General features: G+C 60.8%; 20 protein-coding genes. 12 read left to right on the forward strand and 8 right to left on the reverse strand.

The genetic code is table 11. The features are described 5' to 3' along the window. The first annotated feature begins 60 nt into the window (after nucleotides 1–60). Entirely contained in the window at nucleotides 61–648 is a 588-nt protein-coding gene (locus ACH82I_RS15095; RefSeq protein WP_413333770.1) for a MarR family winged helix-turn-helix transcriptional regulator, read from the forward strand. A gap of 82 nt (nucleotides 649–730) precedes the next feature. Here the strand turns inward: ACH82I_RS15095 and ACH82I_RS15100 are convergent, their stop codons facing one another. Together ACH82I_RS15100 and ACH82I_RS15105 are read right to left on the reverse strand one after the other, a co-directional pair. Further along, entirely contained in the window at nucleotides 731–1,624 is an 894-nt protein-coding gene (locus tag ACH82I_RS15100) for an SDR family oxidoreductase (RefSeq protein WP_413333772.1), read from the reverse strand. Between the two features lie 47 nt (nucleotides 1,625–1,671). Beyond that, nucleotides 1,672–2,541, reverse strand: coding sequence for a Ku protein (locus ACH82I_RS15105; RefSeq protein WP_413333774.1), 870 nt, complete (start codon nucleotides 2,539–2,541; stop codon nucleotides 1,672–1,674). A gap of 152 nt (nucleotides 2,542–2,693) precedes the next feature. On the opposite strand from ACH82I_RS15105, the gene ACH82I_RS15110 reads away from it, so the two are divergent. Beyond that, nucleotides 2,694–5,201 carry an ATP-dependent DNA ligase gene (locus ACH82I_RS15110; protein ID WP_413333775.1) on the forward strand — a complete coding sequence of 836 codons (2,508 nt, stop codon included), beginning with the start codon at nucleotides 2,694–2,696 and terminating at the stop codon, nucleotides 5,199–5,201. Nucleotides 5,202–5,384: 183 nt separating this feature from the next. After that, nucleotides 5,385–5,801 carry a ChaB family protein gene (locus tag ACH82I_RS15115; protein ID WP_413333777.1) on the forward strand — a complete coding sequence of 139 codons (417 nt, stop codon included), beginning with the start codon at nucleotides 5,385–5,387 and terminating at the stop codon, nucleotides 5,799–5,801. 36 nt (nucleotides 5,802–5,837) lie between these two features. Here the strand turns inward: ACH82I_RS15115 and ACH82I_RS15120 are convergent, their stop codons facing one another. From ACH82I_RS15120 to ACH82I_RS15145, 6 genes are all read right to left on the reverse strand, one after another. Further along, the gene (locus tag ACH82I_RS15120; RefSeq protein WP_413333779.1) at nucleotides 5,838–6,350 is read right to left on the reverse strand and encodes a flavin reductase family protein; all 513 of its coding nucleotides are present in this window, start codon (nucleotides 6,348–6,350) and stop codon (nucleotides 5,838–5,840) included. Nucleotides 6,351–6,359: 9 nt separating this feature from the next. Then, on the reverse strand, nucleotides 6,360–7,124 hold the full coding sequence (locus ACH82I_RS15125) for a pyrimidine reductase family protein (RefSeq protein ID WP_413333781.1): 765 nt from the start codon (nucleotides 7,122–7,124) through the stop codon (nucleotides 6,360–6,362). 142 nt (nucleotides 7,125–7,266) lie between these two features. Then, nucleotides 7,267–7,899, reverse strand: a complete 633-nt coding sequence (locus tag ACH82I_RS15130; protein WP_413333783.1) for a LysE family translocator — start codon at nucleotides 7,897–7,899, stop codon at nucleotides 7,267–7,269. Nucleotides 7,900–7,962: 63 nt separating this feature from the next. Further along, nucleotides 7,963–8,904, reverse strand: a complete 942-nt coding sequence (locus ACH82I_RS15135) for a glycerophosphodiester phosphodiesterase (RefSeq protein ID WP_413333785.1) — start codon at nucleotides 8,902–8,904, stop codon at nucleotides 7,963–7,965. Nucleotides 8,905–9,187: 283 nt separating this feature from the next. Further along, nucleotides 9,188–10,993, reverse strand: a complete 1,806-nt coding sequence (locus ACH82I_RS15140; RefSeq protein WP_413333787.1) for a glycosyltransferase family 2 protein — start codon at nucleotides 10,991–10,993, stop codon at nucleotides 9,188–9,190. 279 nt (nucleotides 10,994–11,272) lie between these two features. Then, nucleotides 11,273–12,460, reverse strand: a complete 1,188-nt coding sequence (locus ACH82I_RS15145; protein ID WP_413333789.1) for a magnesium and cobalt transport protein CorA — start codon at nucleotides 12,458–12,460, stop codon at nucleotides 11,273–11,275. 66 nt (nucleotides 12,461–12,526) lie between these two features. On the opposite strand from ACH82I_RS15145, the gene ACH82I_RS15150 reads away from it, so the two are divergent. The 9 genes from ACH82I_RS15150 to ACH82I_RS15190 all read left to right on the forward strand — a co-directional run bounded on the left by ACH82I_RS15150 (nucleotide 12,527) and on the right by ACH82I_RS15190 (nucleotide 25,923). Beyond that, the gene (locus ACH82I_RS15150; RefSeq protein WP_413333791.1) at nucleotides 12,527–13,795 is read left to right on the forward strand and encodes a CDP-glycerol glycerophosphotransferase family protein; all 1,269 of its coding nucleotides are present in this window, start codon (nucleotides 12,527–12,529) and stop codon (nucleotides 13,793–13,795) included. A gap of 108 nt (nucleotides 13,796–13,903) precedes the next feature. Next, nucleotides 13,904–14,293, forward strand: a complete 390-nt coding sequence (gene tagD / locus ACH82I_RS15155) for a glycerol-3-phosphate cytidylyltransferase (RefSeq protein WP_230744701.1) — start codon at nucleotides 13,904–13,906, stop codon at nucleotides 14,291–14,293. Nucleotides 14,294–14,317: 24 nt separating this feature from the next. Beyond that, nucleotides 14,318–15,712, forward strand: a complete 1,395-nt coding sequence (locus ACH82I_RS15160; RefSeq protein ID WP_413333794.1) for a glycosyltransferase family 2 protein — start codon at nucleotides 14,318–14,320, stop codon at nucleotides 15,710–15,712. Between the two features lie 93 nt (nucleotides 15,713–15,805). Further along, nucleotides 15,806–16,636 (forward strand): CDP-alcohol phosphatidyltransferase family protein, encoded by an 831-nt coding sequence (locus ACH82I_RS15165; RefSeq protein ID WP_413333796.1) that lies wholly within the window; start codon nucleotides 15,806–15,808, stop codon nucleotides 16,634–16,636. Continuing rightward, nucleotides 16,633–17,556, forward strand: coding sequence for a glycosyltransferase family 2 protein (locus ACH82I_RS15170; protein WP_413333798.1), 924 nt, complete (start codon nucleotides 16,633–16,635; stop codon nucleotides 17,554–17,556). The genes ACH82I_RS15165 and ACH82I_RS15170 overlap by 4 nt, the downstream gene beginning before the upstream one ends. A 108-nt stretch (nucleotides 17,557–17,664) precedes the next feature. Continuing rightward, nucleotides 17,665–18,723: an acyltransferase family protein gene (locus ACH82I_RS15175; protein ID WP_413333799.1), complete on the forward strand. Its 1,059-nt coding sequence runs from the start codon at nucleotides 17,665–17,667 to the stop codon at nucleotides 18,721–18,723. A 555-nt stretch (nucleotides 18,724–19,278) separates the two neighbouring features. Beyond that, the gene (locus ACH82I_RS15180; RefSeq protein ID WP_413333801.1) at nucleotides 19,279–20,664 is read left to right on the forward strand and encodes a CDP-glycerol glycerophosphotransferase family protein; all 1,386 of its coding nucleotides are present in this window, start codon (nucleotides 19,279–19,281) and stop codon (nucleotides 20,662–20,664) included. A 148-nt stretch (nucleotides 20,665–20,812) separates the two neighbouring features. After that, nucleotides 20,813–22,237: a D-ribitol-5-phosphate cytidylyltransferase gene (locus ACH82I_RS15185; RefSeq protein ID WP_413333803.1), complete on the forward strand. Its 1,425-nt coding sequence runs from the start codon at nucleotides 20,813–20,815 to the stop codon at nucleotides 22,235–22,237. Nucleotides 22,238–22,356: 119 nt separating this feature from the next. Continuing rightward, entirely contained in the window at nucleotides 22,357–25,923 is a 3,567-nt protein-coding gene (locus tag ACH82I_RS15190) for a CDP-glycerol glycerophosphotransferase family protein (RefSeq protein ID WP_413333805.1), read from the forward strand. Nucleotides 25,924–25,944: the final 21 nt, after the last annotated feature.

The following is a 25,944-nucleotide window of genomic DNA, read 5'->3' on the forward strand; positions in this document are numbered from 1 at the left end:
ACCTCAATTTCGTTAGCCTGGCGAGAATTCAATCTAACACAGCCCGAGTATGCTGTCATCGTGCCACCTGCAGAGAGCAGCGAGCCCGAAGAATCCGGGCTCACATACTTTACGGACGATTTGGACTTCTCCGATCGCTCGCAGCTGAGCGCAGCCGAAATCAGAGAATCCAACGCCGTGATGGAGGCACTGCGGCGGTGGCGGGAGGCCGACCGGGCCCTCGCCGAGGCGTCGCGTCGATTTATGCGGCTCAACGATTCCGACATGCGCGCCATCCACATGCTCGTCCGCGCCCATCGGCGGGGGAACCTCTCCACCCCCAAAGATGTCGCCGCCGGGGTCGGCATCTCGAGCGCTGCGACCACGAAGCTCGTTGACCGGCTCGTCGCCGCTGGGCACCTCGTCCGCCTTCCCCACCCGCACGATCAGCGCACTGTGTGCATTCAGGTCACCGAAGCGACCGCCCGGGCCGCGCACGAGTCGATCGGTCGTCAGCACGCCCGCCGATTCGATGCGGCAGCCGCGCTCAGCCATGAACAGCGACGTGCGGTCATCGAGTTTCTCGAGGCGCTGACCGAGGCGGATTTGCCGCAGGGGATTCTCGCCGCAGCGGAGAACGAGACCGAGGTAGGCAACAGTAACGGCTGATCCGCCTCGGCGGGGATGGCTGACCACCTCGGCGATAACGGCTGACCACCTCGGCGATCGCAGGCGAAACCGCGTCCGCCGCTCAGGGAGTGGGCTGACCGCCGTTGACGTTGAGGGTCTCGCCGAGGACGTAGCTCGACTCGGACGAGGTGAGGAAGACGTAGGCCGGAGCCAGTTCCGTCGGCTGACCGGCCCGACCCAGCGGCGTGTTCTTTCCGAAGTGGGGCAGAGCCTCCTTCGGCTGACCGTCCGAGACCTGCAGCGGAGTCCAGATCGGCCCCGGGGCCACCGCGTTCACGCGGATCCCGCGCGGAGCCAGCTGTGTCGCCAGACCTTTGGTGAAGTTGTTGATGGCGGCCTTGGTCGACGCATAGTCGATGAGGTGCGCGGACGGCGAATAGGCTTGCACGGACGTGGAATTCACGATCGTCGAGCCGGCCGGCAGATGGTCGACCGCGGCTTTGACGACTCGAAACATCGCGTGGATGTTCGTCTCATAGGTGTCTCGCCACTGCTCCTCGGAGAGATCGTCGACCCTGTCGACGGCGATCTGTCTGCCGGCGTTGTTGACCAGGGCATCGAGCCCACCCAGACCACCGAGCGTCTGCCCGACCAGATCGCGGCAGTATGCGGGATCTCTGAGGTCACCGGGCAGAGGCAGCGCGGTGCGGCCTGCGCGTCGGATGATCTCGCAGACGTGCTGTGCATCGTCTTCCTCTTCCGGGAGGTAGGACAGAGCAACATCTGCACCCTCACGGGCGAAGGCGATGGCGACTGCCGCACCGATACCGGAATCGGACCCCGAGATCAGGGCCTTCCGTCCTTCGAGTCTGCCGGTTCCCCGGTAGGTGTCCTCACCGCGGTCGGTTCTCGGTATCAGCTCGACGTCCAGGCCTGGTTCCGGTTGGTCCTGTTTCGGTGGTGAGATGTCGGGGTAGCGGTTGACGGGATTCTGCATGGTCAGTTGATCACTCATTGACTCTGCCTTTCTGTCTGTCGCTGTGTGGTGCTGCCGCTCCGGCCTCAGCCGGTGCGCTTCTTCGACGTCTTCTTGCCTGTAGTCTTGCGGTTCTTCCCAGTGGTCTTCCGGCTCTTCCCCGTCGACTTCCGGCTGCTGTCCACCGACTTGCGCAGCGCTTCCATCAGGTCGACGACGTCGCCAGAGGACTCGTCGTCCTCGTCGTCCTCGGAGAACGTCTTCTCCAGATCGAGAGAGTCTCCCGATTCGATCTTGGCGTCGATGAGCTTGCGCAGCTCCTCCTGGTAGTCATCAGTGAACTCCTCGGGAGTGAAATCCTCGGAGTACGAGTCGACGAGTTCAGCCGACATCTCGAGTTCCTTCTTGGAGATCTTCGCGCGGGAGTCGACGCCTTTGAAGTTGACGTCTCTGATCTCATCGGCCCACCGCAGAGTCTGGATCATCAGGAGCTTTCCGCATACCCGCAGCACGGCCAGCCGTGTTCGCGTGCGCAGAGTCAGCTTGACGATCGCTGTCCTGTCGGTGTCCTTGAGCGTCTGCCGCAGCAGCAGGTAGGCCTTGGGAGTCTTCGACGTCGGTTCGAGGAAGTAGGCCTTCTCCAACATGATCGGGTCGATCTGATCGCTGGGAACGAACTGGAGCACATCGAGGTCGCTGCTGTCATCCGCGGGCAGGGCCTCGAAGTCCTCATGCGTGAGGACGACTCGATGATCACCATCGTCGTAGGCCTTGACGATGTCATCGAAGTCGATGACCTTGCCGCACTCCTGGCACCGGTGCTGATTGCGGATGCGGCCGCCGTCCTTCGCATGCACCTGATGCATTCGGACATCGTGGTCTTCGGTGGCTGAGTACAGCTTCACCGGCACATTGACGAGACCAAACGCAATGGATCCGGTCCAGATCGCTCTCATTCGTCCATTCAAGCCCAGTCTCGAAGGCTTGGCTAGGCCCGGCGGCGAAATCACAGCCCCTGTTGCGCCCGGGCGCCGCCGAGTACCGTGAACTGCAGAGACTGTGGATCCCGTGACCGTGGTCGACACGAGTCGCATAGGAGGAGGTGTCCATGACCAGCCGCCAGCAGAGGGTCAATGTCGACGGTCATCGACTGTTTCTGAGCAATCTCGACAAGATCCTCTATCCCGAGACCGGCACGACCAAGGGTGAGGTCCTCGACTACTTCGCCCAGATCGCCCCCTGCCTCATTCGGCATGCAAAGGACAGAATCGCGACGCGCAAACGTTGGGTCGACGGTGTGGGCACACCGGACGATCCCGGCGAGGTGTTCTTCGAGAAGGATCTGCCGGATTCGGCTCCGAAGTGGATGCCCTCGCGGTCGATTCGGCATTCCACCGGTTCGAAGCGGTATCCCTTGGTCAACGATCTGGCGACCCTGACGTACCTCGCGCAGATGGCTTCACTCGAGATCCACATTCCGCAGTGGAGGGTGAGCCGCGGTGCGAAGGACCCGGCGACGGTCACCTCGGAGAGCCGACACCCCGACCGAATGGTCTTCGATCTCGACCCCGGGGCGGGGAGAGCGGTGGCCGACTGCGTCGAGGTCGCGCAGCTGGTGCGGGAGCTGCTCGAGGGCATGGACCTCGAGGTCTTCCCCGTCACCAGCGGGTCCAAGGGCGTCCATCTCTACGCCCCGCTCGACGGTTCGGCGACCTCGCAGGAGGTCTCCGATGTCGCTCATGAACTGGCACGCAGCCTCGAATCCGATCATGAGAAGCTCATCGTCTCTGCGATGAAGAAGTCGCTGCGGGAGAACAAGGTGCTCATTGACTGGTCGCAGAATTCGGCGGCCAAGACCACAGTGGCGCCGTATTCGCTGCGGGGGCGCTTTGCTCCGACCGTTGCCGCCCCGCGAAGTTGGGACGAGTTCGACGATCCTAGTTCGGTCGAGCAGCTGCGCTTCGACGAGGTCCTTGAGAGGGTCGAGGAATTCGGGGATCTGCTCGAACCCCTCGCCGAGGCGAACGGCGGCACCGCCTCGGCGCCCGAAACCGATGATGACGATTCGTCGGTGCGTGATCGTCTGGAGATCTATCGCTCGAAGCGCGATTCGACGAAGACGAATGAACCGGTGCCGGAGACGCACAGCACGAGCGGGGACGAGCTCTCCTTCGTCATCCAAGAACATCATGCCAGGTCACTCCACTGGGATTTCCGCCTCGAACATGAGGGTGTGCTCGTCTCCTGGGCGCTGCCCAAAGGTCCACCCGACGACCCCGAGAAGAATCACCTCGCGGTGCAGACGGAGGACCACCCGCTCGAATACGGCAGCTTCGAGGGCACGATCCCCAAGGGTGAGTACGGTGCCGGCGAGGTTGAGATCTGGGACTCGGGTACCTACGAACTCGAGAAGTGGAAGGAGGGGAAGGAGATCATCGCCGTCCTGCACGGGCGTGAAGACGGCGGACTCGGGGGAGTGCGCCGATTCGCGCTGTTCAGCACCGGGAGTCACGGCCCGAACAAGGACCCGGACAAGAACTGGATGATCCACCTCATGGACGATGTCTCGGACTCGGGCTCGCGGACGGGGCCAGACTCAGCCTCTGACCCTGACTCTGCCCAGGATCCGGCGCCGAAAGACGCCTCGGATCTGTCGCCGATGCTTGCGAGCATCGGCGACCTCGACTCGATTCGCCACGGGACCGGGGAAGAGGACTGGGCATTCGAGATGAAATGGGACGGAGTCCGCGCGCTCGCGGCGGTGCAGCCGGCCCGCAAAAGTCGCCCCGGAAGTGTCGCGCTGACCAGCCGAAACGGCCAAGACATGACACGGGCATTTCCGGAGCTGGCCGAACTCGCCGATTGTGTCGGAGTCGACTGTGTGCTCGACGGTGAGATCGTCGCCCTGACATCGGGAAGCAGACCGGACTTCGGCCGACTCCAACGCAGGATCGGACTCACCGATGAGCGTGACATCGAGCGGGGGAGACAGCGAACTCCCGTGTACTTCATGCTCTTCGACATCCTCCATGCCGACGGCTCATCGTTGCTGCGCACCGCCTATCGTGACCGTCGAGAGCGTCTGTTCGAACTCGTCACGGAGAGTGAGCACATCCTTGTGCCGGAAGCTTTCCACGGCGATGTGGATGAGGCCATGGACTCCAGCCGCGAGCTGCAGCTCGAGGGAGTCATGGCGAAGAAGACAGGCAGCGTCTATCTGCCCGGCCGCCGCACCCGCACCTGGCTCAAGCTCAAGCACACATCATCTCGCGATGTCCTCATCGTCGGGTGGAGAACAGGAAAGGGCGAACGGTCCGGGACCTTCGCCTCGCTGCTCTTAGCCGCCCACGATGGGGACACTCTGCGCTACCTGGGTCGGGTGGGGACCGGATTCGACGATCATCAGCTGCAGACATTGAGCAGATCACTGGAGCGTCGCTCTCGAAAGACACCGGCCCTGTCAGTACCGGTCGCGGACTCGCACGATGCGCATTGGGTGCGCCCTGACCTCGTCGGTGAAGTCAGCTTCAGCGGTTTCACCGAGGCGGGACGACTGCGTCATCCCGTGTGGCGGGGACTCCGCGAGGATATCGATCCCGCCGACGTCCGGATCTGACCGCTGCGCCCCACGCTGACCGGTGCGCCCCACGCTGGCGGCTGCACGCCTACACCGACAGCTGAACCCTACACCGACGGCTGCACCCACTGCTGACGTCCTCACCCCTTACCCGAATCGGACAAGTGAGTTAGTGTCGACAGAACCGTGAACTCCACACACCAGCGAGGAGAAGTGGTCATCATGCCGAAGACCAGCCCATCGGGAAAGCCGAAGAAATCGGAGCTCCCCGCGACCCTGAGGCGCTCGAGCCAGAAGGCGCAGCGGACCTTTGCGAAGGCCTACGACTCGGCCATGGATGAGTATCAGGACGAGGAGCGCGCCCATCGGGTCGCCTACGACACCCTCAAACATACCTTCGAGAAGGTCGGGGACAAGTGGGAGGCGAAGCCCTCGTCCGGTCCTTCGGATGCACAGAGCAAGGGCGGGAAGAACACCGACCGCACAACAGCAGGAGGAGTCGACGCCACCGCCTCGAAGGAACACCTGTACGAGCAGGCGAAGCGGCTGAAGATACCCGGGCGTTCCTCGATGACCAAGAGCGAACTCGTCGAGGCGCTCGAGCGTGAGAGCAGCAGAAAGACGAAACAGAACGCCTGAGCCCAATCAGTCCGGACCCGTCCAGTCCGAGCCCAATCAGTCCGGGCGGATCACTCGCTCATCGCTGGCGTGGCCGGCTCGGAGGTCCGCCACCGCGGACGCGCGCAGGGCAGTGAAGGGCCCGACGTTCTCGACCGAGAGCACCCGAGCCGTGGTGGCGACGTGGTCGCCGCCGTCGTCGAGCATGGCGATGCGCTCGACCACCATGCGGTTGGGCAGAGCGGTGAGCAGCGGAACCCCGCACTCATCCGATTCGACCTCGATCCCCGCGAACTTATCGCATTCCTCACCGGACCGGGTACCGAAATGGCGGGCCAGGGCGAAGTCGTCGCTGGTGAAGAAGTGGATTGCGAAGAGGGTGGACCGCAGGCTGACCCGATAGGTGTGGTTGGCCTTCGACAGGCAGAAGCAGTACTGCGCGGGGGAGATGCTCGACTGCGCGTGGAAGCCGACCAGGCAACCGGCGCGTTCGCCTTCCGCCGAGGTGGTGACGATGACCATCGGAGAGTCGGCCGAGCTCATGAGCTCGGAGATGTCCTGCCCGGTCATTGTGATCGCTCATTCATGGCGTGCCCTCTCCGGGCGAGTCGATTCGTAGCGGAGGAAGAGCGTGTCGTCTTCGACCATCGTGGTCTTGAGCGCGAATCGGGCGATCCCCGCACCCGAGGGCGCGACGCTGACCGGAAGCGGATCTCCTCCCATCAGCGGCGAGACCGACAGGCACAGTTCGTCGAGGCGGTCGGCCGCGACGAGTTCGCCGAGCCACCTGGGCCCGCCTTCACAGAGCACGACCCCGAAGCCGAGACCTGCGAGAGACCGGAGAGCCGCCGCCGGGTCGACACGATCGGTGCCGGCGATGACCACCGTTGCGGCCTGCTCGGCCTCAGCCACGCGATCCGGGTCGGCGTCCGCGCAGGTGATGACCATGGTGCGGGCGTCGTCCGGAGCGTCGGCGAAGACCGAGGAGGACCAGTCGAGGTCGAGGTTGCGGCTGACCACGGCCACCGGCGGCATCTCGGACTGGCCCCGACTTCGTCGCTGCTCCCGGGCGCTGCGAGACAGTCGGATCGGGGCATAGCCTTCGCGGCGGATCGTCTCGGCACCGACCATGACGACGTCGGCGATCTGCCGCATCCGGCGGAACAGCGTCTGGTCGGGTGTCGTCGAGAGTGCCCCGACGCGTCCGTTGATCGCTGCCGTGCCGTCGAGCCCGGCGACCATGTGCCCGGTCACCCAGCATTCGTGCCGGGGCGTCGAACGGTCGACCGCGAGGTAGGGAGTCAGCGGGTCGGGGATCGGTGCACTGCGTTCGAGAGGCTCCATGATCGCAGTCTACGGACTGAGCCGCTTCTCGGAACAGGGGACGTGTAACGCATGGAAGCAGCCGGAGCAGCCGTGAGGCAGAGAAGGCCCTGCGAGCCCTGTCGCAGCGTGCCGAATCCGCGGTCGAGGTCAGTGATCGAGGTCAGTGATCGGTTGCCAGGCGCACGCCGAGTGCGATCATCACGGCAGCGCTCGTCCGATCGAGCCAGAGTTTGACTCGTTCCCGGGTGAGGATTCCTCGGGCACGGGTGGCGGCGAGGACGATCGCCGAGTGCCACACTGTTCCGATGGCAAGGGCGATCGACACCATCAGCACTCCCCAGCCGGCGGTTCCGGCCCCGGTGGGGAGGAACTGGGGGAGGATGCTGATGTAGAAAACGCCGACTTTCGGGTTGAGCATGTTGCTGATCAATCCGCAGCGAGCAGCATCCATGGATTTCAGCGGTGTCGGCGCTGCTGTTTCCGCAGCAGTGCTGGCTCGATTGCGCGGAAGGGACTTCCAGATCGCCATGCAGCCCAGCCACACGAGATAGCACGCTCCGGCGATCCGGACGACGTCGTAGGCGATCGTCGACGCGGCGAGCAGCGCGGTGAGACCGACGAGACTGGCAACAGCCCACGTCGCATGTCCGATCTCAACACCGACGACTGCAGCGAAGCCGGAACGCCTGCCGTGGAAGAGCGTCGATCGAAGGACGATCATGAGGTCGACGCCGGGAGTGGCCGCGCCGATCACCGCGACGAGAGCCCAAGCCAGCAGCTGCTGTGATTCCATTGTCATCTTTCGCGAAGACGGTGGTCAGTCAGCTCAGCCTACCTGGCTCAGCCGCGCATCGCGTCAGTCGGTCCAGGCGTCGTCGGTGAAGAATCCGTCGATCCACCCGGGCAGGCGGTGCCCGTCCTTCGCCGTCCCGAGAGTGTAGGGCGCGACGTGGAAGCCGGCCTTGTCGAGCTTGTGCATGTCCTTCTTCGGCAGCTTGGTGCTCGGTCCGATCCAGTCGATTCCGGCATCGGCGATCTCGTCGAACGACTCCTCGGGCAGGCTGGCCCCGGTGAGGTAGAGCGAGGTGTAGCCGCGCTCGGCGATCGTCTTCGCGGCGGCGAAGTCGAAGGACTGGACGATGAGGGAGTCGGCGAGCCCGCGCTTGTCGAATTCGTCGAGGACCTGGTCGACCTCCGCCGAGGTGGCTCCGGGCTTGATCTCGGGCACCATGACGACGTCTCCGCCGAGTTCGTCGAGCAGCTCCTCGAGCGTGACCGTCGGTGCGGGGTCACCGCCGGCGGGGTGTTTGATCGTGGCTTGGTCCCATTCCTCGCGGCTGAGGTCGCGGATCTTCCCGCTGGCTCCGTTGAGGGTGCGGTCGGCGGTGTCGTCGTGGTTGAGGACCGGGGTGCCGTCTTCGAGGAACTGGATGTCCATCTCGGGCAGGAAACCGTCCTTCGCCGAGGCGAGGAAGCCCTCCATGGACTCCTCCGGGTGGACGTCGGCACCGCCTCGGTGGGAGATGGTGGTCGGGTACTCGAGGTCGGAGAGGGTGGCGGGGGCCGCGTATTTCGGTGAGGGATCGGCGTTGCCGTCGCCGAGGCCGGCGGCCTGCGAGCCCGCCGCCTGAGAACCGGCGTCCTGCGAACCGGCGGACGAGGCGGAAACTGCCGCCGAGGCTGTGGCTGCGTCGCCCGGCATCGCGGCGGTGCCTGCGATGACCGTGCCCGCGATGACCGCGGAGGCGAGGATCGTGGATGGACGTGGACGGATGAGTTTCTTGTCATTCGCATTCACGACCGTGACGCTACGGTCGCCAAGCGAGCACGGGGAGACACCGACGTGAACGGAAGAACGAGAGCAGGCGAAGCGGCGGCGAACGATCGCCGCAGATCAGGAGGCTGCGACGGAGCTCAGGACGTCCCCGGGCGCTGGGCCCTCACATCCACTTCTTCGCCCGGAAGACGACGTAGAGGACGATGCCGAGCCCGAGCATGAGCCTTAAATCACGTTAGCGCTACAAACTTAATCAAACTCCGAAAATGCATTGATGTAAGTAGTCAAAACTTCAAGTCGAATGTCATACGCTATCGGGATTCAAAGCCTTCAGATTTACAGAAAGCTCGTTGCCTTCTTCGTCTGCGAGGACGATAACAGTATTGTTTGTGAGATTAAGCCTCTTGGGTAGCACTAGCGCAACTATCGTATTCGAGAGCTTCTGTACATCGAGTCGAGTTGGCGAATCATCGGAACATGTGCGGATCGCCGCGTAGTTCACATCGCTCAAATTACCCTCCACAATTAGCGCCCGTCGTTTGTCGACGTGCACCTCGCCTAGCGCAACTGGAGATGCGACGATACTTGCGTCGGAAGGATACTTCGAAGTAGGCCCGCAGTCGACAGTGAGATTCCCGAATTTGGTGAAGAACAAAGCATGAGTGGTCGGATATCCAATCATCTGTGGAAGCGTGGACAGTAGCGGGGACTTGTCGTTGCCCCAACGCTGTCTGAGCCGCAGGTCTCCCCAGCTGCACTCAACAATTGCGTCCCAATAGCCGGGCTTGTCGAGCACGCCTAGGTCAGTGACATTTCTGACCGAGACATGCGAGGCGGTTGGCGAAGGGAGCTCCGCTGCTGCATCGAAGGCTACCGACCTCTCTTCGCCGGATTTCCTATGCTTCCAAACAAGGCGGGCGCTGTCCGGGCGCACATTCGCGCCCGCAATTCCTGCGCACCCAGAAAGCTCAAGGCCGCTCGCCGTGATATCTAGGCTTTCGAGGCTAGTAGAGATCGCGGAATTCAAACCACGAAGTTCGCCACCTTGTGATGGCTGATAGACGAACTCATTGGTGTTGCGATCAAAGGTGAGTGGAAAATCTTCCCGCGCTGAGATCAGACGACTAACCTCTTCCACGCCGTCTTGATCGCCCGAAATGATGAGATCAATTAATATCTGAACTTCAAGCTTGCTGCGCGAACGCAGTTGCTCGTTCCAGAGCTGCTTCAATTCGTGTCGCGCTTGCTCTATGCACTTTCGGCGGAATTCTCGGTCGAACGACTCGTGAAATCCGGGTCCGAACGAGGCCAGCATGCCGCCTTTTCCGATTATGGGGCGCCCAAGGAGAGTGTCTCGTCGTTCCCCTGGCGGCGTGTATTCGCAGACCACCCGGATCAAGTCGAGGTTCTTTTCCAAATGTTTGTGAGGGGGCTGTCCCTGCTGAGAGGCGCTTGTTCCGTCGTCGCGGTTCCTGATCCAATAATAGACGCGATCCGTAAGCACTGAAACGTGGGGGCTCGCAAGGTAAGCGCCCATTGTGAACGCCTGATCTTCTCCGATCAGATACCCGGTAGGAAAACGAAGGTTGTTTGTTTGAATTATTGACGTTCTGAAAAGTTTAGTCGGCCCGAGCGTCGTGAAAACATTGGACTCAACGAAATCCTCTCCGAATCGGTCTTTGGCGAATGCCCGCGTCGGCGGTTTTCGACCGTCCGGTCCCTCGACTCCAACTTTAACAAGTACTACTCCTGAACCCGTAGAATCGCCGACTCTGACGGCGTTGCGCAGAGTTGAAGGTTCAAGGCGATCGTCGGCGTCAAGGAAGAAGACATATCGTCCGCGCGCGATGTCGAGCCCAGCATTACGTGGAGCTGATGCCGATCCACTGTTCGGGATTGAGAGTACGGATAGGTTGCTGTGCCGAAGCTCGAGCGACCGGAGAATGGCAAGGCTGGCGTCGGTCGAGCCGTCATCTACCGCAATGATTTCAATTTTAGATTGGTGCAGATCCTGCGAAAATACGGATCCCAGTGTATCCCATATGAATCGTTCGCAATTGAACACGGGGATAATGACCGTGACATCTGGCGTGCAGTTCTCGTTGTTCAATAGTGTTGTTTCCAGTCTAGATGTTTCAATAATCGCAATTTCTGTGTGCGATAGCTCCGCAGTGTATGAACGCACTCATCGGCACTAAATCGTGCCGATTCCAATTATTCCACGTACTACTGATGAACTCAAAACCCGATTCTTGATAGGCGGTTCTTCAGTTTCTGGGCGTCAGAGGATGGCTGAGTGGTGGGCTGCCTCCCTCATGCCAATGTATCTCGGCAGGCACAGCGGATCTTGGATTTCGGGACTGTGGTTGAAGGTCCAGAATGGATGAATTCACATCCACTTCTTCGCCCGGAAGACGACGTAGAGGACGATGCCGAGCCCGAGCATGAGCCCGAGCGCCATCGGGTAGCCGAAGGCCCAGTGGAGCTCCGGCATGTCGTCGAAGTTCATTCCGTAGATTGCGCCGACCAGCGTGGGGGCGAAGAGGATCGCCGCCCAGCCGGAGATCTTCTTCATGTCCTCATTCTGACGTTGGGCCACGAGGGTGGAATTGACGTTGAGGATCTGGGACAGGGCCTCGCGCAGTTCGGCCGCCTCGGCGAGGACTCGGGTCAGGTGGTCGGTGACGTCGTCGAGGTAGGCCTGCAGGGCCTCGGGGATCGCGTATTTCGTGGCCCCGTTGCCCAGTGCCTGGGTCAGTCGGTTGAGGTGGGTGGAGGTGTGGAGGACGTCGATGACCTCCTGGCTGAGCAGGTAGATGCGGGCGGCCGCGGCGGCATCACCGCTGAAGACCTGGCGTTCGATGCCCTCTTTGTCGTCCTGGAGTCCGTCGAGGACGGGGAAGTAGGTGTCGACGGCAGTGTCGAGGAGGCGGTAGATCAGGGCTTCGGGGCCCAGCGTCAGCAGGTCTCGGTCGGTCGTCCACTGCCGCTTCTCGTGGGTGAAGTAGGCGTCCATATCCTCGCGGCGCTCAGGGATCGGGGTGGCGTCGATGAAGTGGTCGTCCTGGCAGATGACGACGAGGGTGTCATCGCGCATGAGGAGGTGGAACTCCTTGAACTCGACTTCCTCGGCGGAGTCGACGTAGACCGCGGACTTGATGACGGTGAAGAGCATGTCACCGTATCGTTCGACCTTCGGTCGTTGGTTGGCGTGGAAGAGGTCATCGATGAGCACCGGGTGCAGCTCCCACGCCGAGGCGATCTCCTCGAGAAGCGCGGGCGTGGAGCGGGGAACGATGATCTGGTGGATCTTCGCCGCCGAGGCGGTCGTGTCCTCGGTCGCCGGCGCCGAGTCCTCGGTGTGGGTGGGGGAGCCATCTGCTGCGGCGGGGGAGTCGTGTGTCGGGGTGGCGAGAGCCTCGGCGAAGGTGGTGGTGACGTTGAGTTCCTGCGGCACGCTGTCGACGATGCGTCGACTGATGACAACCGGCGCGGCTGTGGGGCTCGTGCCGTTCGTGGGCACCGGCTGCTTGCGCCGAGGTGCCCGCTCGGTCTTGTGCCTGCGTGCTCTGGCCATCACGCTCCCTTTCCTCGGACAGTGTCAAAGGTACTCGAAGGTGACGTGTCCAGGCACAATGGGTGCATGACGAAGATTCCGGAGTCACTGACACGACGCGCAAAGCAAGGACTCGACCTGGGTGCAAAAGCAGCAGGTCGTGGTCGCCGCCTTGGTGGCAATGTCCTCGATGAGGCTCGATATTCGTCCGACTTCGCACCTCAAGACTCCGATGATTTCGTCGCAGCAGCCTACTTCGCCGCAGACCTGGACTCCGTCTACCAGCTCGAACAGTGGCTGTGGCCGATGGAGCAGCTGCGGGACCGACTCCGAGAACAGGGCTATGGTGATCAGCCCTTCGGGATCCTGTCACGGAATATCCGCTCTGCCCGACGCCTGCGTGAGCAGACGGATATCCCGGTGCGGTTCTCGCGCCGCAGTGCGGGTTTCGACTCCTTCATGTCCGCGACTTCGCTTCGTCTCGTCTTCTACGTCAATCAGGCTCTGCTGAACTTTCAGGCACTGAAGTCTCCACGACCGGCACATGTGCATCTCAGCCATGGCGAGAGCGAGAAGATCTCGATGATCTCCAATCAGCTCAAGGCCTATGACTACATCTTCACCGCAGGTCAGGCCGCGAGAGAGCGGATCGGACGCACGCTCGTCGGGCTGGATTCAGAACGCATGGTCGATGTCGGACGCCCGCAACTCGACCGTCCGCGAACGGTGCCGCAGATCTGGCGGGAATTCGGCGCATCTACTCCCAGCGGGCCGACAGTCTTCTACGCCCCCACCTGGGAAGGCGACTCTCCGTCGATGGCTTATGGGACCCTCGCCTACAACGGGGAGACGTTCGTCCGCGACATGCTCAGCGCCGGGTATCGAGTGATCTTCCGACCGCACCCTCGCACCGGATTCCAAGATGAGGGATTTGCCAAGGCACTGGAATCGGTCAGAGAGATCGTCGCCGCCGACCCGCGAGGCTTCGTCGACAACACGCCCGATGTGTCCTGGCAGCTCGATGTTGCCGATGTCTGTCTGGCAGAGATGTCGTCGGTCGCCTTCGATTGGCTCTCCGTACGCAGACCGCTCGTCATGGTCGCGCCTCACAACCCCGGCACCGAGGTGCTCGCCGGGGGACTGTTCGACCGTTGCCCGGTCGTCGAAGTAGGCAGAGAAGATGAGCTGGTCAATCTGCTGCAGGCCGGCGGTGGGCCGGCCGGGAGCGCCGATCAGCTGTCGGAGCACTACTTTGGCGGCACCGCAGCGAATGAGCAGGTGGAACGGTTCATCGAAGCAGGTCTGGTGGTGATCGACGACCGGACGACCGCACTGACCGGTCGCGGAGACGTGTGATCGGCATCGCGAAGCGGGAGACTCAGGTGTCAAAATGGTAAACTGCCGCTGAACGCAAGGTTTTTTCGGCCCCGAGAATCGGGGCCTTGATCGTTTGGATGGTAATCGATGCGCCGAGTCATCACCTATGGCACGTTTGACCTGCTCCACTATGGGCACATTCGTCTGTTGCAGCGATGCAAGGAGCAGGGCGACTACCTGGTCGTGGCGCTCTCGAGCGATGAGTTCAACGCCGGCAAGGGCAAGAAGTCCTACTTCTCCTATGCCGAACGCAAGCACATGCTTGAGGCCATCCGCTACGTCGACCTCGTCATCCCGGAGGACAACTGGGAGCAGAAGTCGACCGACGTCGAAAAGTACCACATCGACACCTTCGTGATGGGCGATGATTGGGAAGGCGAGTTCGACTTCCTCAAGGACAAGTGCGAGGTCGTCTATCTGCCCCGGACACCTGAGATCTCGACGACCCGCATCAAATCCGAACTCGGTAAGTCCTGATCTCCCATCGACCAAGGTTGCTATGTGGCTGAATCAATACGAGTAAGCGTTGTAGCTCCCGTCTACAACGCCGAGCTCTTCCTTTCTGATTTCATCGGCAGCTTCCTTCACCAGTCGTTGCCAAGTGAAGCGATTGAACTCATCGCGGTCGACGACGGATCAACCGACCGCAGCGGGATCATGCTTGATGAGTTCGCTGCGGATCACCCGAACATCCGCGTCATCCATCAGGAGAACTCGGGGTGGCCGGGGAAACCGCGCAATGTCGGTCTCGGGGCGGCTCGCGGTGATTACGTCTTCTTCGCCGATCCGGACGACGAACTGGGTGCGGCCGGAGCTCTTGAGCGCTTGGCGGAATTCGCCGACAAGCACTCGAGCGACGTCGTCGTGCCGAAGATTGTGACAAGGGGTCGTCCTCATGCGCAATGGCGATATAAGACGACTCAGATCGATGCCGATCTAGTCACCTGCTTCACGACACTGACTCCGCATAAGTTGTTCCGCCGTACCTTCCTGCTCGAGAGCGGAATTCGCTTCCCAGAGCAGAAGACGCGACTCGAAGACGGCCAGATGCTGTCCAGGGCCTATCTGCAGGCAGCTCGCGTGTCGATTCTCTCCGGATACGATTTCTACTACCTCATCCACCATCCCGAGCAGAACCATCTCAGTTCTCAGCCGAAAGACCCTGCCGAATACATCAACGCAGTCTGCGTCATGAGCTCGAATGTCGAAGAGTACTGCGAAGACGAAGACACCGGCGACCGGATCATCAATGAGATCTACTTGAGGAAGGTGCTCCACAACCTCGCCAACTCTAGGTGGAACAAGCAGCGTCCGGAACATCGCCAGGCCTGGTTGGACTCCCAGCAGAGGTTCATCGAACGGTTCATCAACACCCGGCGCTACGACAAGATGAATGATGTGGCTCGCACTCGAACCGATTTGGTTCGCACCGGTGATATGGAAGCGATCGCCGACTACGTCGCGACGGACAGTGTCGATTTCAGCTTCACTTCTGCCAGCAGCAAACGCGGTCGGGTGACGATCTGTGGTGATTTCGATCGCTTGCCCGACAACGGGACATTGCCCTCCTTGGTCGTCACCTCTCGGCAAGATGACAACCAAGTGGTCAAGGTCCCTTTCGAACGCGAGAACGGGGATGCGCGTGCTTCCATCCCGAAATCGGCGTTGCCATTGACGTCGAAGATCACTCGCTATAATCTCTCGATCACTCCCGGCGCGGGCCATCCGTCGAAGAGGTTCCGCGGTCCGGAAGGAAAGTTCGCTCAGCTGTTCAGCGACGATCGTGAGGTCGAACTCTATACGACTAAGGCGGGAAACCTCAGTGTCAAGGTCAGCGCTGGTCTCCGCCTGCGTCAGAGATTGGCGCGAAGGGTGAAACGGCTTCTCCGCCGATGAGCCACCGCCGCAGTCGTTCAACCAGACCGTGGATCACGGGTAAGATCTATTCGCATTATGACCGCAGGGAAGAACGCAGAAGGAGGAGTGCCGATGGACTCCGTCCATGAGCCGTCGCACCCGACCCTGTCCGAGCTGCGGGCCAAAGCGCAACCGCCCGAAGTCCGCAGCCGGAAGAACGCGGAACATTGGACGGCGCAACTCTATCTGCGTCACATCTCGATCTATTTCACCATGTTGCTGGTTCGCACGCGGATCAGTGCCAACGGCGTCACCGGACTGATGATCTTCGCCGGTTGGTGCATTGCCGCCAGCCTTCTGATCCCCGGCATTTGGGGTGCGCTTCTTGCTGTCTTCTTCTCCCAAGTGCAGATGTACATCGACTGCTGTGATGGCGAAGTTGCCAGATGGCGGGAGACCAGCGGAGCCAAGGGCGTATTCCTCGACAAAGTGGGCCATTACACTACCGAAGGCCTCGTGGCTGTGGCTTTGGGAATCCGGGCAGTCGGCGAATGGCAGAATCTGTCGGACGACCCCGCAGGCACTTACCGATACCTGCTCGCCGGAACCGTGTTGGCCGGCTTCGTCCTTCTGAATAAGGCGCTCAATGACATGGTGCATGTGTCCCGGGCGTTCAACGGCCTCGATAAACTGGCTGACTCCAAGGAAGCAACCGCGCTCACTCCGGGTCTGGTCGCGAAACTCAAGCGCGCCGCGCGGTTCGTGCCGTTTCATCGCATCTATCACTCTGTTGAAATGTCTCTCATGGCTGTCATCGCCAGCGTTGTCACAATGATTGCGATGCCGCTTGGGGGCGGGCCCCTTTTCGGAGAGCGTTGGCTGATCCTTATCATGGCCCCGCTCTGCCTACTTTCGGTCATCGGACACTTTATGGCCATCATGGCCTCGAAGCGGCTGTCATGACCGAATCACCTCGTCTGCTCGCGCAGCATTTCGAGTCCAGCCGCAAATACACGTTCGGCGTCGTCGTCCTGTCGCAGGGCAAACGCCTTGACGAACTCAACCGCGGATTCGATTCCCTGCTTGCGCAGAAGGGTGTCGAACTCGACGTTGTCTGTGTCGGCAATGGATGGGAACCGGAGGGCATTCCTCCATCGGTCAAGAAGCTCGGGTTACCGGAGAACCTGGGTATACCGGCCGGTCGCAACGCCGGTGTACCGCATGTGAAGGGCGAGTTCCTCTTCTTCCTCGATGACGATGCCTGGCTGCCCGACGACACGACGCTCATGCGTATGGCTCAGCTGATGCGTACGAAGCCGAAAGTCGGATTGGTGCAACCGAGAGTGGAGGAGCCGGGAGGGCCTGATGCGCCGAAGCGGTGGATTCCGCGCCTGAAGAAGGGTGAGGCGGATCATTCCTCGAATGTGTTCTCCGTGTGGGAGGGCGCAGTCTGTTTGCAACGACGGGCTTTCGACGAATGTGGAGGCTGGCCGGCTCCGTTCTGGTATGCCCACGAAGGCATCGAGCTTGCATGGCGCGTCTGGGACGCCGGGTACGTTGTCTGGTACATGGGCGACTTGGCCGTCGCGCACCCTGTCATCGACCCCAGACGACACGATGAGTATTTCTACATGAACGCTCGCAATCGCGTCTGGTTGGCTAGGCGCAATCTTCCTTGGCCTTTCAACTGGGCCTACGTCGGTTCGTGGACTCTCATGCAGACCTTGAAGTGGGCAAACAAACCCCAACAGCTCAAACCATGGTTTCAGGGCTGGCGTGAAGGGTGGAAACTCGATCCATGGGGCGAAGACGAGGAAAGACACAAACTCTCGGGGAAGGGAGTGCTGCGCATGTCGCGGCACGGTCGACCGCCGATCGTCTGAGTGCGCTGCAGACATCACAGCTGAGAATCGGCATTTCGAAGACTCCATATGACCGGTGATTCCGCGAACTTCGAGTCAACCGTTGCCGCGACCGGGGAGCGATGAGATATGAACAGCAAGAGAGAGGCACTCCGACCTACTGTCGGAAAGCCGCGCGACTTCCGATTGGACAAGGCCAAAGGTCTTCTCATCCTGTTGGTGGTGTACGGACACCTTCTTGAGCAGATCTCGGGTTGGGACATGGGCTTTAGCCGTGCAGAACTCACAGCGATCTATTCGTTCCATATGCCGGCGTTCGTGTTTCTGGCTGGAATTACGTCGAAGTCGAATAGACTGCTCAGCCGAGTTCTCGTGTTCGTTGTGCTCTTGGTGTCTTCACAGGCCGTCTACTACGTCTTGATGCGGACCTTGGACGGCGAAGATCCCGACTTCTCTGCAATCATGCCCTACTGGATCCTTTGGTTCCTCCTCGCCATGATCTGGTGGACGTTGCTGGTTCCGGTGATCGAAAGGTTTCCACGGGCCATGGTCATCGTCTCCCTAGCAGCAGGTGCCGTGGGAGGGATCATTCCTGTCATCGACTATGAGTTCACGGTGGCTCGGACGTTGACCTTCCTCCCATTCTTCGTTCTGGGTAAGTTGTACGGCCAGCGGTTGATCGACTGGGCAACGTCGATGAACATCCCCGCGAAAGTCGGATTGACGCTTGCTGCACTTGTGCCGATGGTGCTCTTCTTCACTCAGGACCTGGATAAGGAGTGGTACTACGGGGCGCGCGGGTTCAATTTCATGGATGTGGCCATTCCGTACGGAGTGGGTATTCGAGTGCTGCTCGGAGCGAGCGCAATGCTGGCGATCGTCGCGCTTGTCTCGTGGACGAACGTCCTGCCTTCTCTGCTGACAGCGGCAGGGCAGCGGAGTCTGTCGGTCTACCTCCTCCATGGTCTGATCGTCCGATCATTGGACAAACCACTGAATGCCGCGCTGGACAGCGCGTCAGGATCAGTGATGATCGTAGTCACCCTGGTCATGGCAGTGCTCATCACTGCATTGTGCTCACTGTCGTTCTTCGACCGAGCAATCCGTCAGTACAGTTCATGGATAGCCGGGGTATTGGAAGCCGCCTTGAAATCAGTGATCCCAGTTAGGCAAGCAGGGAGACACTGAGCTCAATCACTGAGAGCGTCCGATGCTGCTGAATGTGGAGCTCTCTCGACCACCGGCGTCGGTCCAAGCGATCATCTGGCCCTTCCCTGGCGGGATGCTCCTCGTGATCCCGAACCGTTCAGATCCTCTCTCGGAGGCGGTGAGCGAGTAGGGGCACTATGATGAAGCACGCCCTGACATCGTTTCTGAGAGAAGTCTGAAGTGAAAGATCGAATCGGCCGTTACGCACGGCGGCTGCAGCGGCTGGTGGTGCGCTCCATCGGCGGCTACCTGCCGGAGCCTCTGTCGCGAAGATCGACATTGATGGCTGCGGGACTCTCCGCGTTCATTCTTCTGGCGTTCTCCGGCCACCTAGTCGGACTGATTCTCGGACTGCTTCTTGTGGCGGCAGTCTGGTATTCGGAAATGACACTTGCGCTGACCTCGACTCCGACGAGTCTGGCTCGACATTCGACCATCAGCTTCGAGTACATGCTTGTGCTGTCGATCGGGTTGGGGGCCGTCTACACCTCATGGTTCGACGAATCGGCGTGGGTCGAATGGTGCGCTCTGCTCTTGCTTCCGGTCTCCTCGTGGTTGGTGAGTGCTCAACCACCGTTCCTTGCTGTCAGGCCCATTCAGGCGGCAAATCTCACCAACCTGCCTGTGATCGGAGAACCACCGCGGATCCAGGTCAAAGGTCTGCTCCGACTCGTGTGGGCAGGATACGCGGTGATTGCGCTCCTTCTGCTGATCGGAGGCGCGATCGGGCCGTGGATCTCGGTGGTTGTCTCAGTCGTGGTCTTGGCGGCCGTCGCGTGGAACGTCGTCGCAGCATGGATATGGGCGGACAAAGCTCGATGGCGAACTCTCCGTGAGCTTCGACGGATGGAACCTGTGGCGATGATGCCCTACGGCGGGTCCGCTGCCTTTCACATCCCGATGTGGGAAGAATATGTGCGTCAGTTGAAAGTCCCGTATTTCATCGAAACGCTGAGGGAACCGACGGTCGCCAAGCTGGCGAAGCTCACTGACGCACCAATCGTGTGTCCGGCCGATTCCACTGCAAAGGAGATCAATTCGGTGATTCCGCCCTCGGTTCGCGGGGCGTTCTATGTGCACAATGCTGCCTCGAACAAGGGATTCCTGGAGAATCGGGACATCACCTCGATTTGGGTGCATCACGGTGACGGAGACAAGATCGCCAGCTACCGAGCGAAGAGCGGCAGCTATGACTTTCTCTTCGTCGCAGGGCAAGGAGCCATTGATCGCTACGGTGCCCACGGGGTGAGCATTCCGGAAGAGAAGTTCCGAATCATCGGCCGCCCGCAGACCGAGTCGATCGATGTCGAATCGACGCCGATCTCTTCGAAGACCTCACCTACCGTGCTCTACGCGCCGACGTGGCATGGAAAGTCCGACGATGAGAACTACTCGTCGTTGGAGTTCGGCGAAGCGATCGTTCGTGGACTCATCGAGAGAAATGCCAACGTGATCTTCCGTCCGCACCCAGCCAGCAGGAGTGCGGCGAAGTTCCGGAAGATCATCACAGAGATCCAAGACCTGTTGGCCCAGGATGCTGAAACCTCCCAGAGGACACATGTGTGGGGGCCTCCGGCCGAAGGTGATGTCTCAGTCGCGGATGTGGCCAATGCCTCGGATGCGATGGTTTCTGACGTGTCCGGAATCGTGACGGACTATATGCAGTCGAACAAGCCGTATGCGATGGTGACTCTGCGCATGTCCGAGAAGGACTTCAAAGCTGAGTATCCGACTACCCGCGCTTCGTACGTGATCACTGGCGACGAAGCGTCATTGAATTCGGCACTGGACGACATGCTCGGTGATGACCCGCTCAGCGAAGCGAGACAAGTCGCTCGTGCCTATTATCTGGGCGGATTCGAAGGGCAGGAGTCGGCCCATCGCTTCATCGCGGAATCATCCGAGATTCTCGGGCTCTGAGGTTCAGAGGCCGCAATCTGTGCGCGTTGTGATCGCCGTCGTCGTTAGCTGAGCTTCAGCTGGTGACGCGGCCGTCGCGCGCGCTGTTAAACTGTTCTATTGGCTCAGATCGGACGGGCCGAGGCAATCGATATCGGGAGTTGTGCAAGTGACGGAAACAAGGAATATCGCAGTCATTCTCGCGGGTGGTGTCGGCACGCGGATTGGTCTCGACACTCCTAAGCAACTGGTTAAGATCGCCGGTCGGCCGATTATGGAGCACACTCTGGCGATATTCAACGACCATCCGCAGATCGACGAGATCTTCGTCCTCATGGCCCGGGGGCATCTTGACCGTGTTCACGAGATCGTTCGGAAGAATGACTTCGACAAGGTCACGGCGGTGCTCGAAGGCTCGGGCACGCGAAATGACACAACGCAGACAGCCTTGCGAGCCATTTCTGAGAAATACTCCGATGACTGCAATGTGATCCTTCATGACGCGGTTCGCCCGCTTTTGGCCCCGACGATCATTAATGATGTCGTGGATGCGCTCGAGACAAACGCGGCGGTCGACGTCGCGATCGCATCGGCCGACACCATCATTGAGGTCGAAGAGGGCGACGGCCAGTATCCCATCATCAAGGATGTGCCGCCGCGGGCTAACCTGCGACGCGGCCAGACCCCGCAGGCATTCAAACTCTCTGCTATCCAACGTGCCTACGATTTCGCATCACGCGATAAGAATTTCGTCGCCACAGATGATTGCTCCGTCGTCCTCCGCTACACACCCGACGTGCCGATCGCGGTCGTCAATGGCGATGACAGCAATATGAAGGTCACCCAGCCAATCGACATCTACATCGCCGACAAGCTGTTCCAGCTTCCGGGCCGAAACGAACATGAGACGACCGAGGCCGCGCTTCGCGAAGCTCTCGAAGGCAAGACGGTCGCGGTGTTCGGCGGTTCGTACGGCATTGGTGCCGATATCGCCTCGCTCGCCTCTGAGCACGGCGCCACAGTCAAGAAATTCTCCCGCTCGACGACCAAGACCCATATCAACAGACGAGAAGACCTCATCGCTGCGCGGGACGAGATCCTGGCTGAAACCGGTCGGATCGACTATGTCGTCAATACCGCCGGAGTGCTGCCCCTGGCTCGTCTCGACGAAACCTCCGACGACACGATCTACGAGGCGACGGAGATCAACTACATCGGCCCTATTCTGCTGGCCCAGACCTTCTTCCCGGAATTGGCCAAGACACAAGGCTCTCTCCTTCTCTTCACCTCGAGCTCGTACACCCGGGGGCGAGGCAGCTACAGTCTGTACAGCTCTGCCAAGGCCGCGACGGTCAACCTGACGCAGGCTCTGGCGGATGAGTGGAGCGGTGACGGTGTCCGCATCAACTGTGTGAATCCGGAGAGGACAGGAACTCCGATGCGAACCAAGGCGTTCGGTGCGGAGGACCCGGGTTCTCTTCTCGAGTCGGCTACTGTGGCACGGGCATCGCTCGAAGTCCTCGTCTCCAACAAGACGGGACATGTCATCGATGTGCGTAGGGATGATCCGCTCTCGGAGTACTCGGAAAGCTGAGCCGCAACGAAATCGGTTCGACGCGCACGTCGGCCTGCTCGTCGGCAAGATTCGACAATGACCATCATCGATCCGGAGTACAGGCGGATCACTTCGGCCGAGGCTAAAGGCAAGGTGCAGTGAAACTGGCAGAAACAGAAGAGTCGAAACCCGCGTCAGCAGGACCGGCATTCGCCTGGTCGACGGTCGGATCAGCGCTCTCCTACGCCGTGCCGGCCCTACTTGCCACGCTCGCGGCGTTCGCCCCGTTGATGCGGATGCCGCAGTGGGCATTCCTTGCACTTGTCTGCGTGGTGCTCCTCTGGGATGTCTATCGGATCTGGGGGAAGCGATCGTCGCTCGGACACCGGGCGGTCATCCGCGCACTCGTCGCGGGCGCGGTTGCGCTGAGTTTCTCGTCGGGATCTGCCCATCAAGACATCTCCTGGATAACGGCCCTGGCCTTCGTCGGTGTCGCTTTCCCGGTGCTTATCGAGAGCTCTCTGGGCAAAGGAGTCTCGAAGCGCACGGCCTTCGCCGCAAATCTTCCTGGACTTCGACCCGCCGAACCGCTGCCTGCCATTGCTCGCCCGCTGATGACGGCATCCGCGGCTGTACTGCTTCTCGGCTCGCTATTGTCCAGCTTGGGCGGGAGACCCGTGATCTGGCTGGGTCTGGTGATTCTGCTCGATCTGTTCTACGCCGGTGTGCTCATCGCCGCCCTGGCGCGAATCCAAAGGGACAGGACTCTGAGGGCGGCACTGCCCGGCGCAGTCGCCGACTACCAGCCCGAGTTCATCATCTACACCGCACTCCCGGACGACGCGCCCCACCAAGTCATGATGTGGGCCCCCTACCTTGCTCGAACAGGTCGGCGCTTCATAATCGTCACCCGACATGAACGTCCGGCCAGGACGTTGGCGGCGATGACGGACGCTCCCGTCATCGCACGACGGAGCATCGCGGATCTCGAAAGCGTGCTGACTGACTCGATCAAAGCGGTCTTCTACTGCAACGCATCGTCGGGGAACAGCACGATGGTGCGCTATCCGGAATACACCCATGTCTTTCTCGGACACGGTGATTCCGACAAACCGACCTCGTACAACCCTCTCCATGCCATGTACGACCGAATCTTCGCGGCCGGTCCTGCCGCGACTCGCCGATATGGTGCGCACGGAGTCATCATCGATCCTGATCGCTTCGAGATCGTCGGACGGCCGCAGCTGGAGAGTGTCGAGCGGTTCGACTCTCCGATGGCCGATGTCGAAGACCCGACTGTTCTCTATGCGCCGACGTGGCGCGGGCACGTCGAAGAGACGATGCTGTATTCGCTGCCAGTGGCGGCACAGATGCTCCGCAGGGTGCTCGACCACGGCGCACGAGTCATCTTCAGACCGCACCCGTTCAGCTACCAGTTCGACGAAGACGTCGCGTATATCGATGAGATCAAGGAGATGCTCGCCGCCGACGCTAGACAGACCGGTCGGCAGCACATCTTCGGCGAAGCAGCCGAGTCGGATATGGATGTCGTCGAATGTGCGAACCTCTCTGACGCAATGATCTCGGACGTCTCGAGTGTGGTCTCGGACTACCTCTATTCAGGCAAGCCGTTCGCCATGGTCGCGGTCAGCGCAATCGGCCAGGATTTCGTCGACGAATATCCCATCGCTCGTGCTTCATATGTTCTCAACGGTGACCTCAGCAATCTCGATGAGACACTCACCGCGCTGCTTCGTGACGATCCGAGACAGGCCGAGCGAATCGCTCTGCGTGCCGACTACCTCGGCGACTTTCCTGCAGAAGGTTACGCGGAGCATTTCATCGATGCGGCACGGAGAAGCATCGATGAGAACGGCTCGAAAGACAATGAGGAGACGGATCTCGACGAAAACGCCGACGAAGACAGCGATGCCCCGGCGGCACCTGCCCAGAACGAGACGGACCAGGAGGACGATGCGCCCGAAGATGCCGCTGGAAACCGCAGCGTGTTCTCGACGATCTGGAACCAGCTCGCCGGCAGAACCATCGCCCCGGCTCTTTTCGGTGTACTGACCTTCGGCTTTGCGATTCTTCCGGTCCCACACGCAGTGACAGCTACCTGCGGACTGATCGGAACACTGGCTTACCTCCTCATCTATCGGCGAGTGATCCGCCGACGTGGCCGGAGCACGAATCTGCTGCGGGCGTCGAACGGTGCACGAGCTCTCATCGTCTTCGCCCTGACCTTCGAATGGGTCACGGTCTTCGGAAGGTCATGGATCATCGTCGTCGCGGGATTGATCCTCCTGCTCTCCATCGTTCTCGAGACCAGCATCATCAAGTCGTGGCGCGTCACCGGCCTCGAAGCGCGCAATCTTCCCGGCGTCGAGACTCGCGGCTATCAGCCCTTCGGCCGCGGCAATGTCGCCATTGCGAGTTCTGGTACCACGGCGATCGCATGGATACTGTCCTACAGCGGAATCCTTGCCTCTGTCGCGCTCGTTCTCTCGCTGATCACGCTGGCAATGGCGGTGTTCGTCTGTGCAGCGGGTCTTGTCCGGGGTCTCCGCAGTGCGCGGCTCGAAGTCGAGCTGCCCGAGCTGCTCGATACCTACGGGGCGGAATTCGCAGTCTACTTCGGCTCGACGATGGGAATCGGATACCAGTTGGGAATGTGGGATCCGTACTTCGCCAGAATGGGACGCCGATACATCGTCATCACCCGAAGTCTGAAGATGATGAGGGCGGCACAGAACGTCACCGATGCCCCCATCATCAACCGCTCGACCCTTCGCAGCCTCGAAACCGTCATCACCCCCAGTCTCAAGGCCGCGTTCTATGTCAATAACGCGGGCAAGAATTCGCACTTCATCGAGCGTCGCGAGATGACACACGTGTGGTTGAACCACGGCGACTCCGAGAAGCCGGCCTGCTTCAACCCGGTCCATGCGATCTACGACAAGATCTTCTCGGCCGGCCAGGCCGGAGTCGACCGCTATGCCAGGCATGGGGTAGACATCCCACGTCAGAAGTTCGACATCGTAGGTCGTCCGCAGGTCGAGAAGATCGAACGCGTTCAGACTCCGGTCGGCGAGATCGAGAAACCCACGGTGCTCTACGCTCCCACCTGGAAGGGCCCCTATAAAGACACGGCATTCTATTCGCTCCCTCGTGGAGAAGAGATCGTCGGAAAGCTGCTTTCCCGGGGCTGCACGGTCGTTTTCCGCGCTCACAGCCTCAACTATCGCTTCCCCGAGGCCCGAGAGATGATCGGTCGCATCGGCGCGATGCTCGACGCCGACTTGGCCGCTACCGGCCGCCAGCACATCTGGGGTCAGATCGCAGAGAAGGAAATGGGGCTCGAAGAGTGCTTCAACGTCTCCGATGCGATGATCGCTGACGTCTCTGCGGTCGTGAGTGACTACCTGCAGTCTCAGAAGCCTCTAGCCATGGTTTCTGTGGGACGCACGCGAGAGCAGCTGGAAGAGGACGCCCCGGTGTCCCGTGCGTCCTATGTGATCGCCGACGACCTCGGCAATCTTGACGACATGATCTCTCTGCTGCTGGGGGAGGACCCACTGGTGGGGGATCGCGAACAGATGAGGAAGTACTACCTAGGCGACTTCTCGGCAGAGAACTATGCAGATGTGTTCGTGGCAGAGGCGAACGGCATCATCGATTCCAAACGGGCCGAGGCGGCAGCGCGGACGAACGAAGGCGAATGAGTGATGACCCGGATACTCCTC

This window comes from Brevibacterium sp. GP-SGM9, from assembly GCF_047300845.1.
Taxonomy (GTDB): domain Bacteria; phylum Actinomycetota; class Actinomycetes; order Actinomycetales; family Brevibacteriaceae; genus Brevibacterium.

Excerpts from the sequence above, each read along its gene's own strand:
- ACH82I_RS15100 (WP_413333772.1), bottom strand. The coding sequence starts at position 1,624 with ATGAGTGATCAACTGACCATGCAGAATCCCGTCAACCGCTACCCCGAC.
- ACH82I_RS15105 (WP_413333774.1), bottom strand. The coding sequence starts at position 2,541 with ATGAGAGCGATCTGGACCGGATCCATTGCGTTTGGTCTCGTCAATGTG.
- ACH82I_RS15110 (WP_413333775.1), top strand. The coding sequence starts at position 2,694 with ATGACCAGCCGCCAGCAGAGGGTCAATGTCGACGGTCATCGACTGTTT.
- ACH82I_RS15115 (WP_413333777.1), top strand. The coding sequence starts at position 5,385 with ATGCCGAAGACCAGCCCATCGGGAAAGCCGAAGAAATCGGAGCTCCCC.
- ACH82I_RS15120 (WP_413333779.1), bottom strand. The coding sequence starts at position 6,350 with ATGACCGGGCAGGACATCTCCGAGCTCATGAGCTCGGCCGACTCTCCG.
- ACH82I_RS15125 (WP_413333781.1), bottom strand. The coding sequence starts at position 7,124 with ATGGAGCCTCTCGAACGCAGTGCACCGATCCCCGACCCGCTGACTCCC.
- ACH82I_RS15130 (WP_413333783.1), bottom strand. The coding sequence starts at position 7,899 with ATGGAATCACAGCAGCTGCTGGCTTGGGCTCTCGTCGCGGTGATCGGC.
- ACH82I_RS15145 (WP_413333789.1), bottom strand. The coding sequence starts at position 12,460 with ATGGCCAGAGCACGCAGGCACAAGACCGAGCGGGCACCTCGGCGCAAG.
- ACH82I_RS15150 (WP_413333791.1), top strand. The coding sequence starts at position 12,527 with ATGACGAAGATTCCGGAGTCACTGACACGACGCGCAAAGCAAGGACTC.
- tagD (WP_230744701.1), top strand. The coding sequence starts at position 13,904 with ATGCGCCGAGTCATCACCTATGGCACGTTTGACCTGCTCCACTATGGG.
- ACH82I_RS15165 (WP_413333796.1), top strand. The coding sequence starts at position 15,806 with ATGGACTCCGTCCATGAGCCGTCGCACCCGACCCTGTCCGAGCTGCGG.
- ACH82I_RS15170 (WP_413333798.1), top strand. The coding sequence starts at position 16,633 with ATGACCGAATCACCTCGTCTGCTCGCGCAGCATTTCGAGTCCAGCCGC.
- ACH82I_RS15175 (WP_413333799.1), top strand. The coding sequence starts at position 17,665 with ATGAACAGCAAGAGAGAGGCACTCCGACCTACTGTCGGAAAGCCGCGC.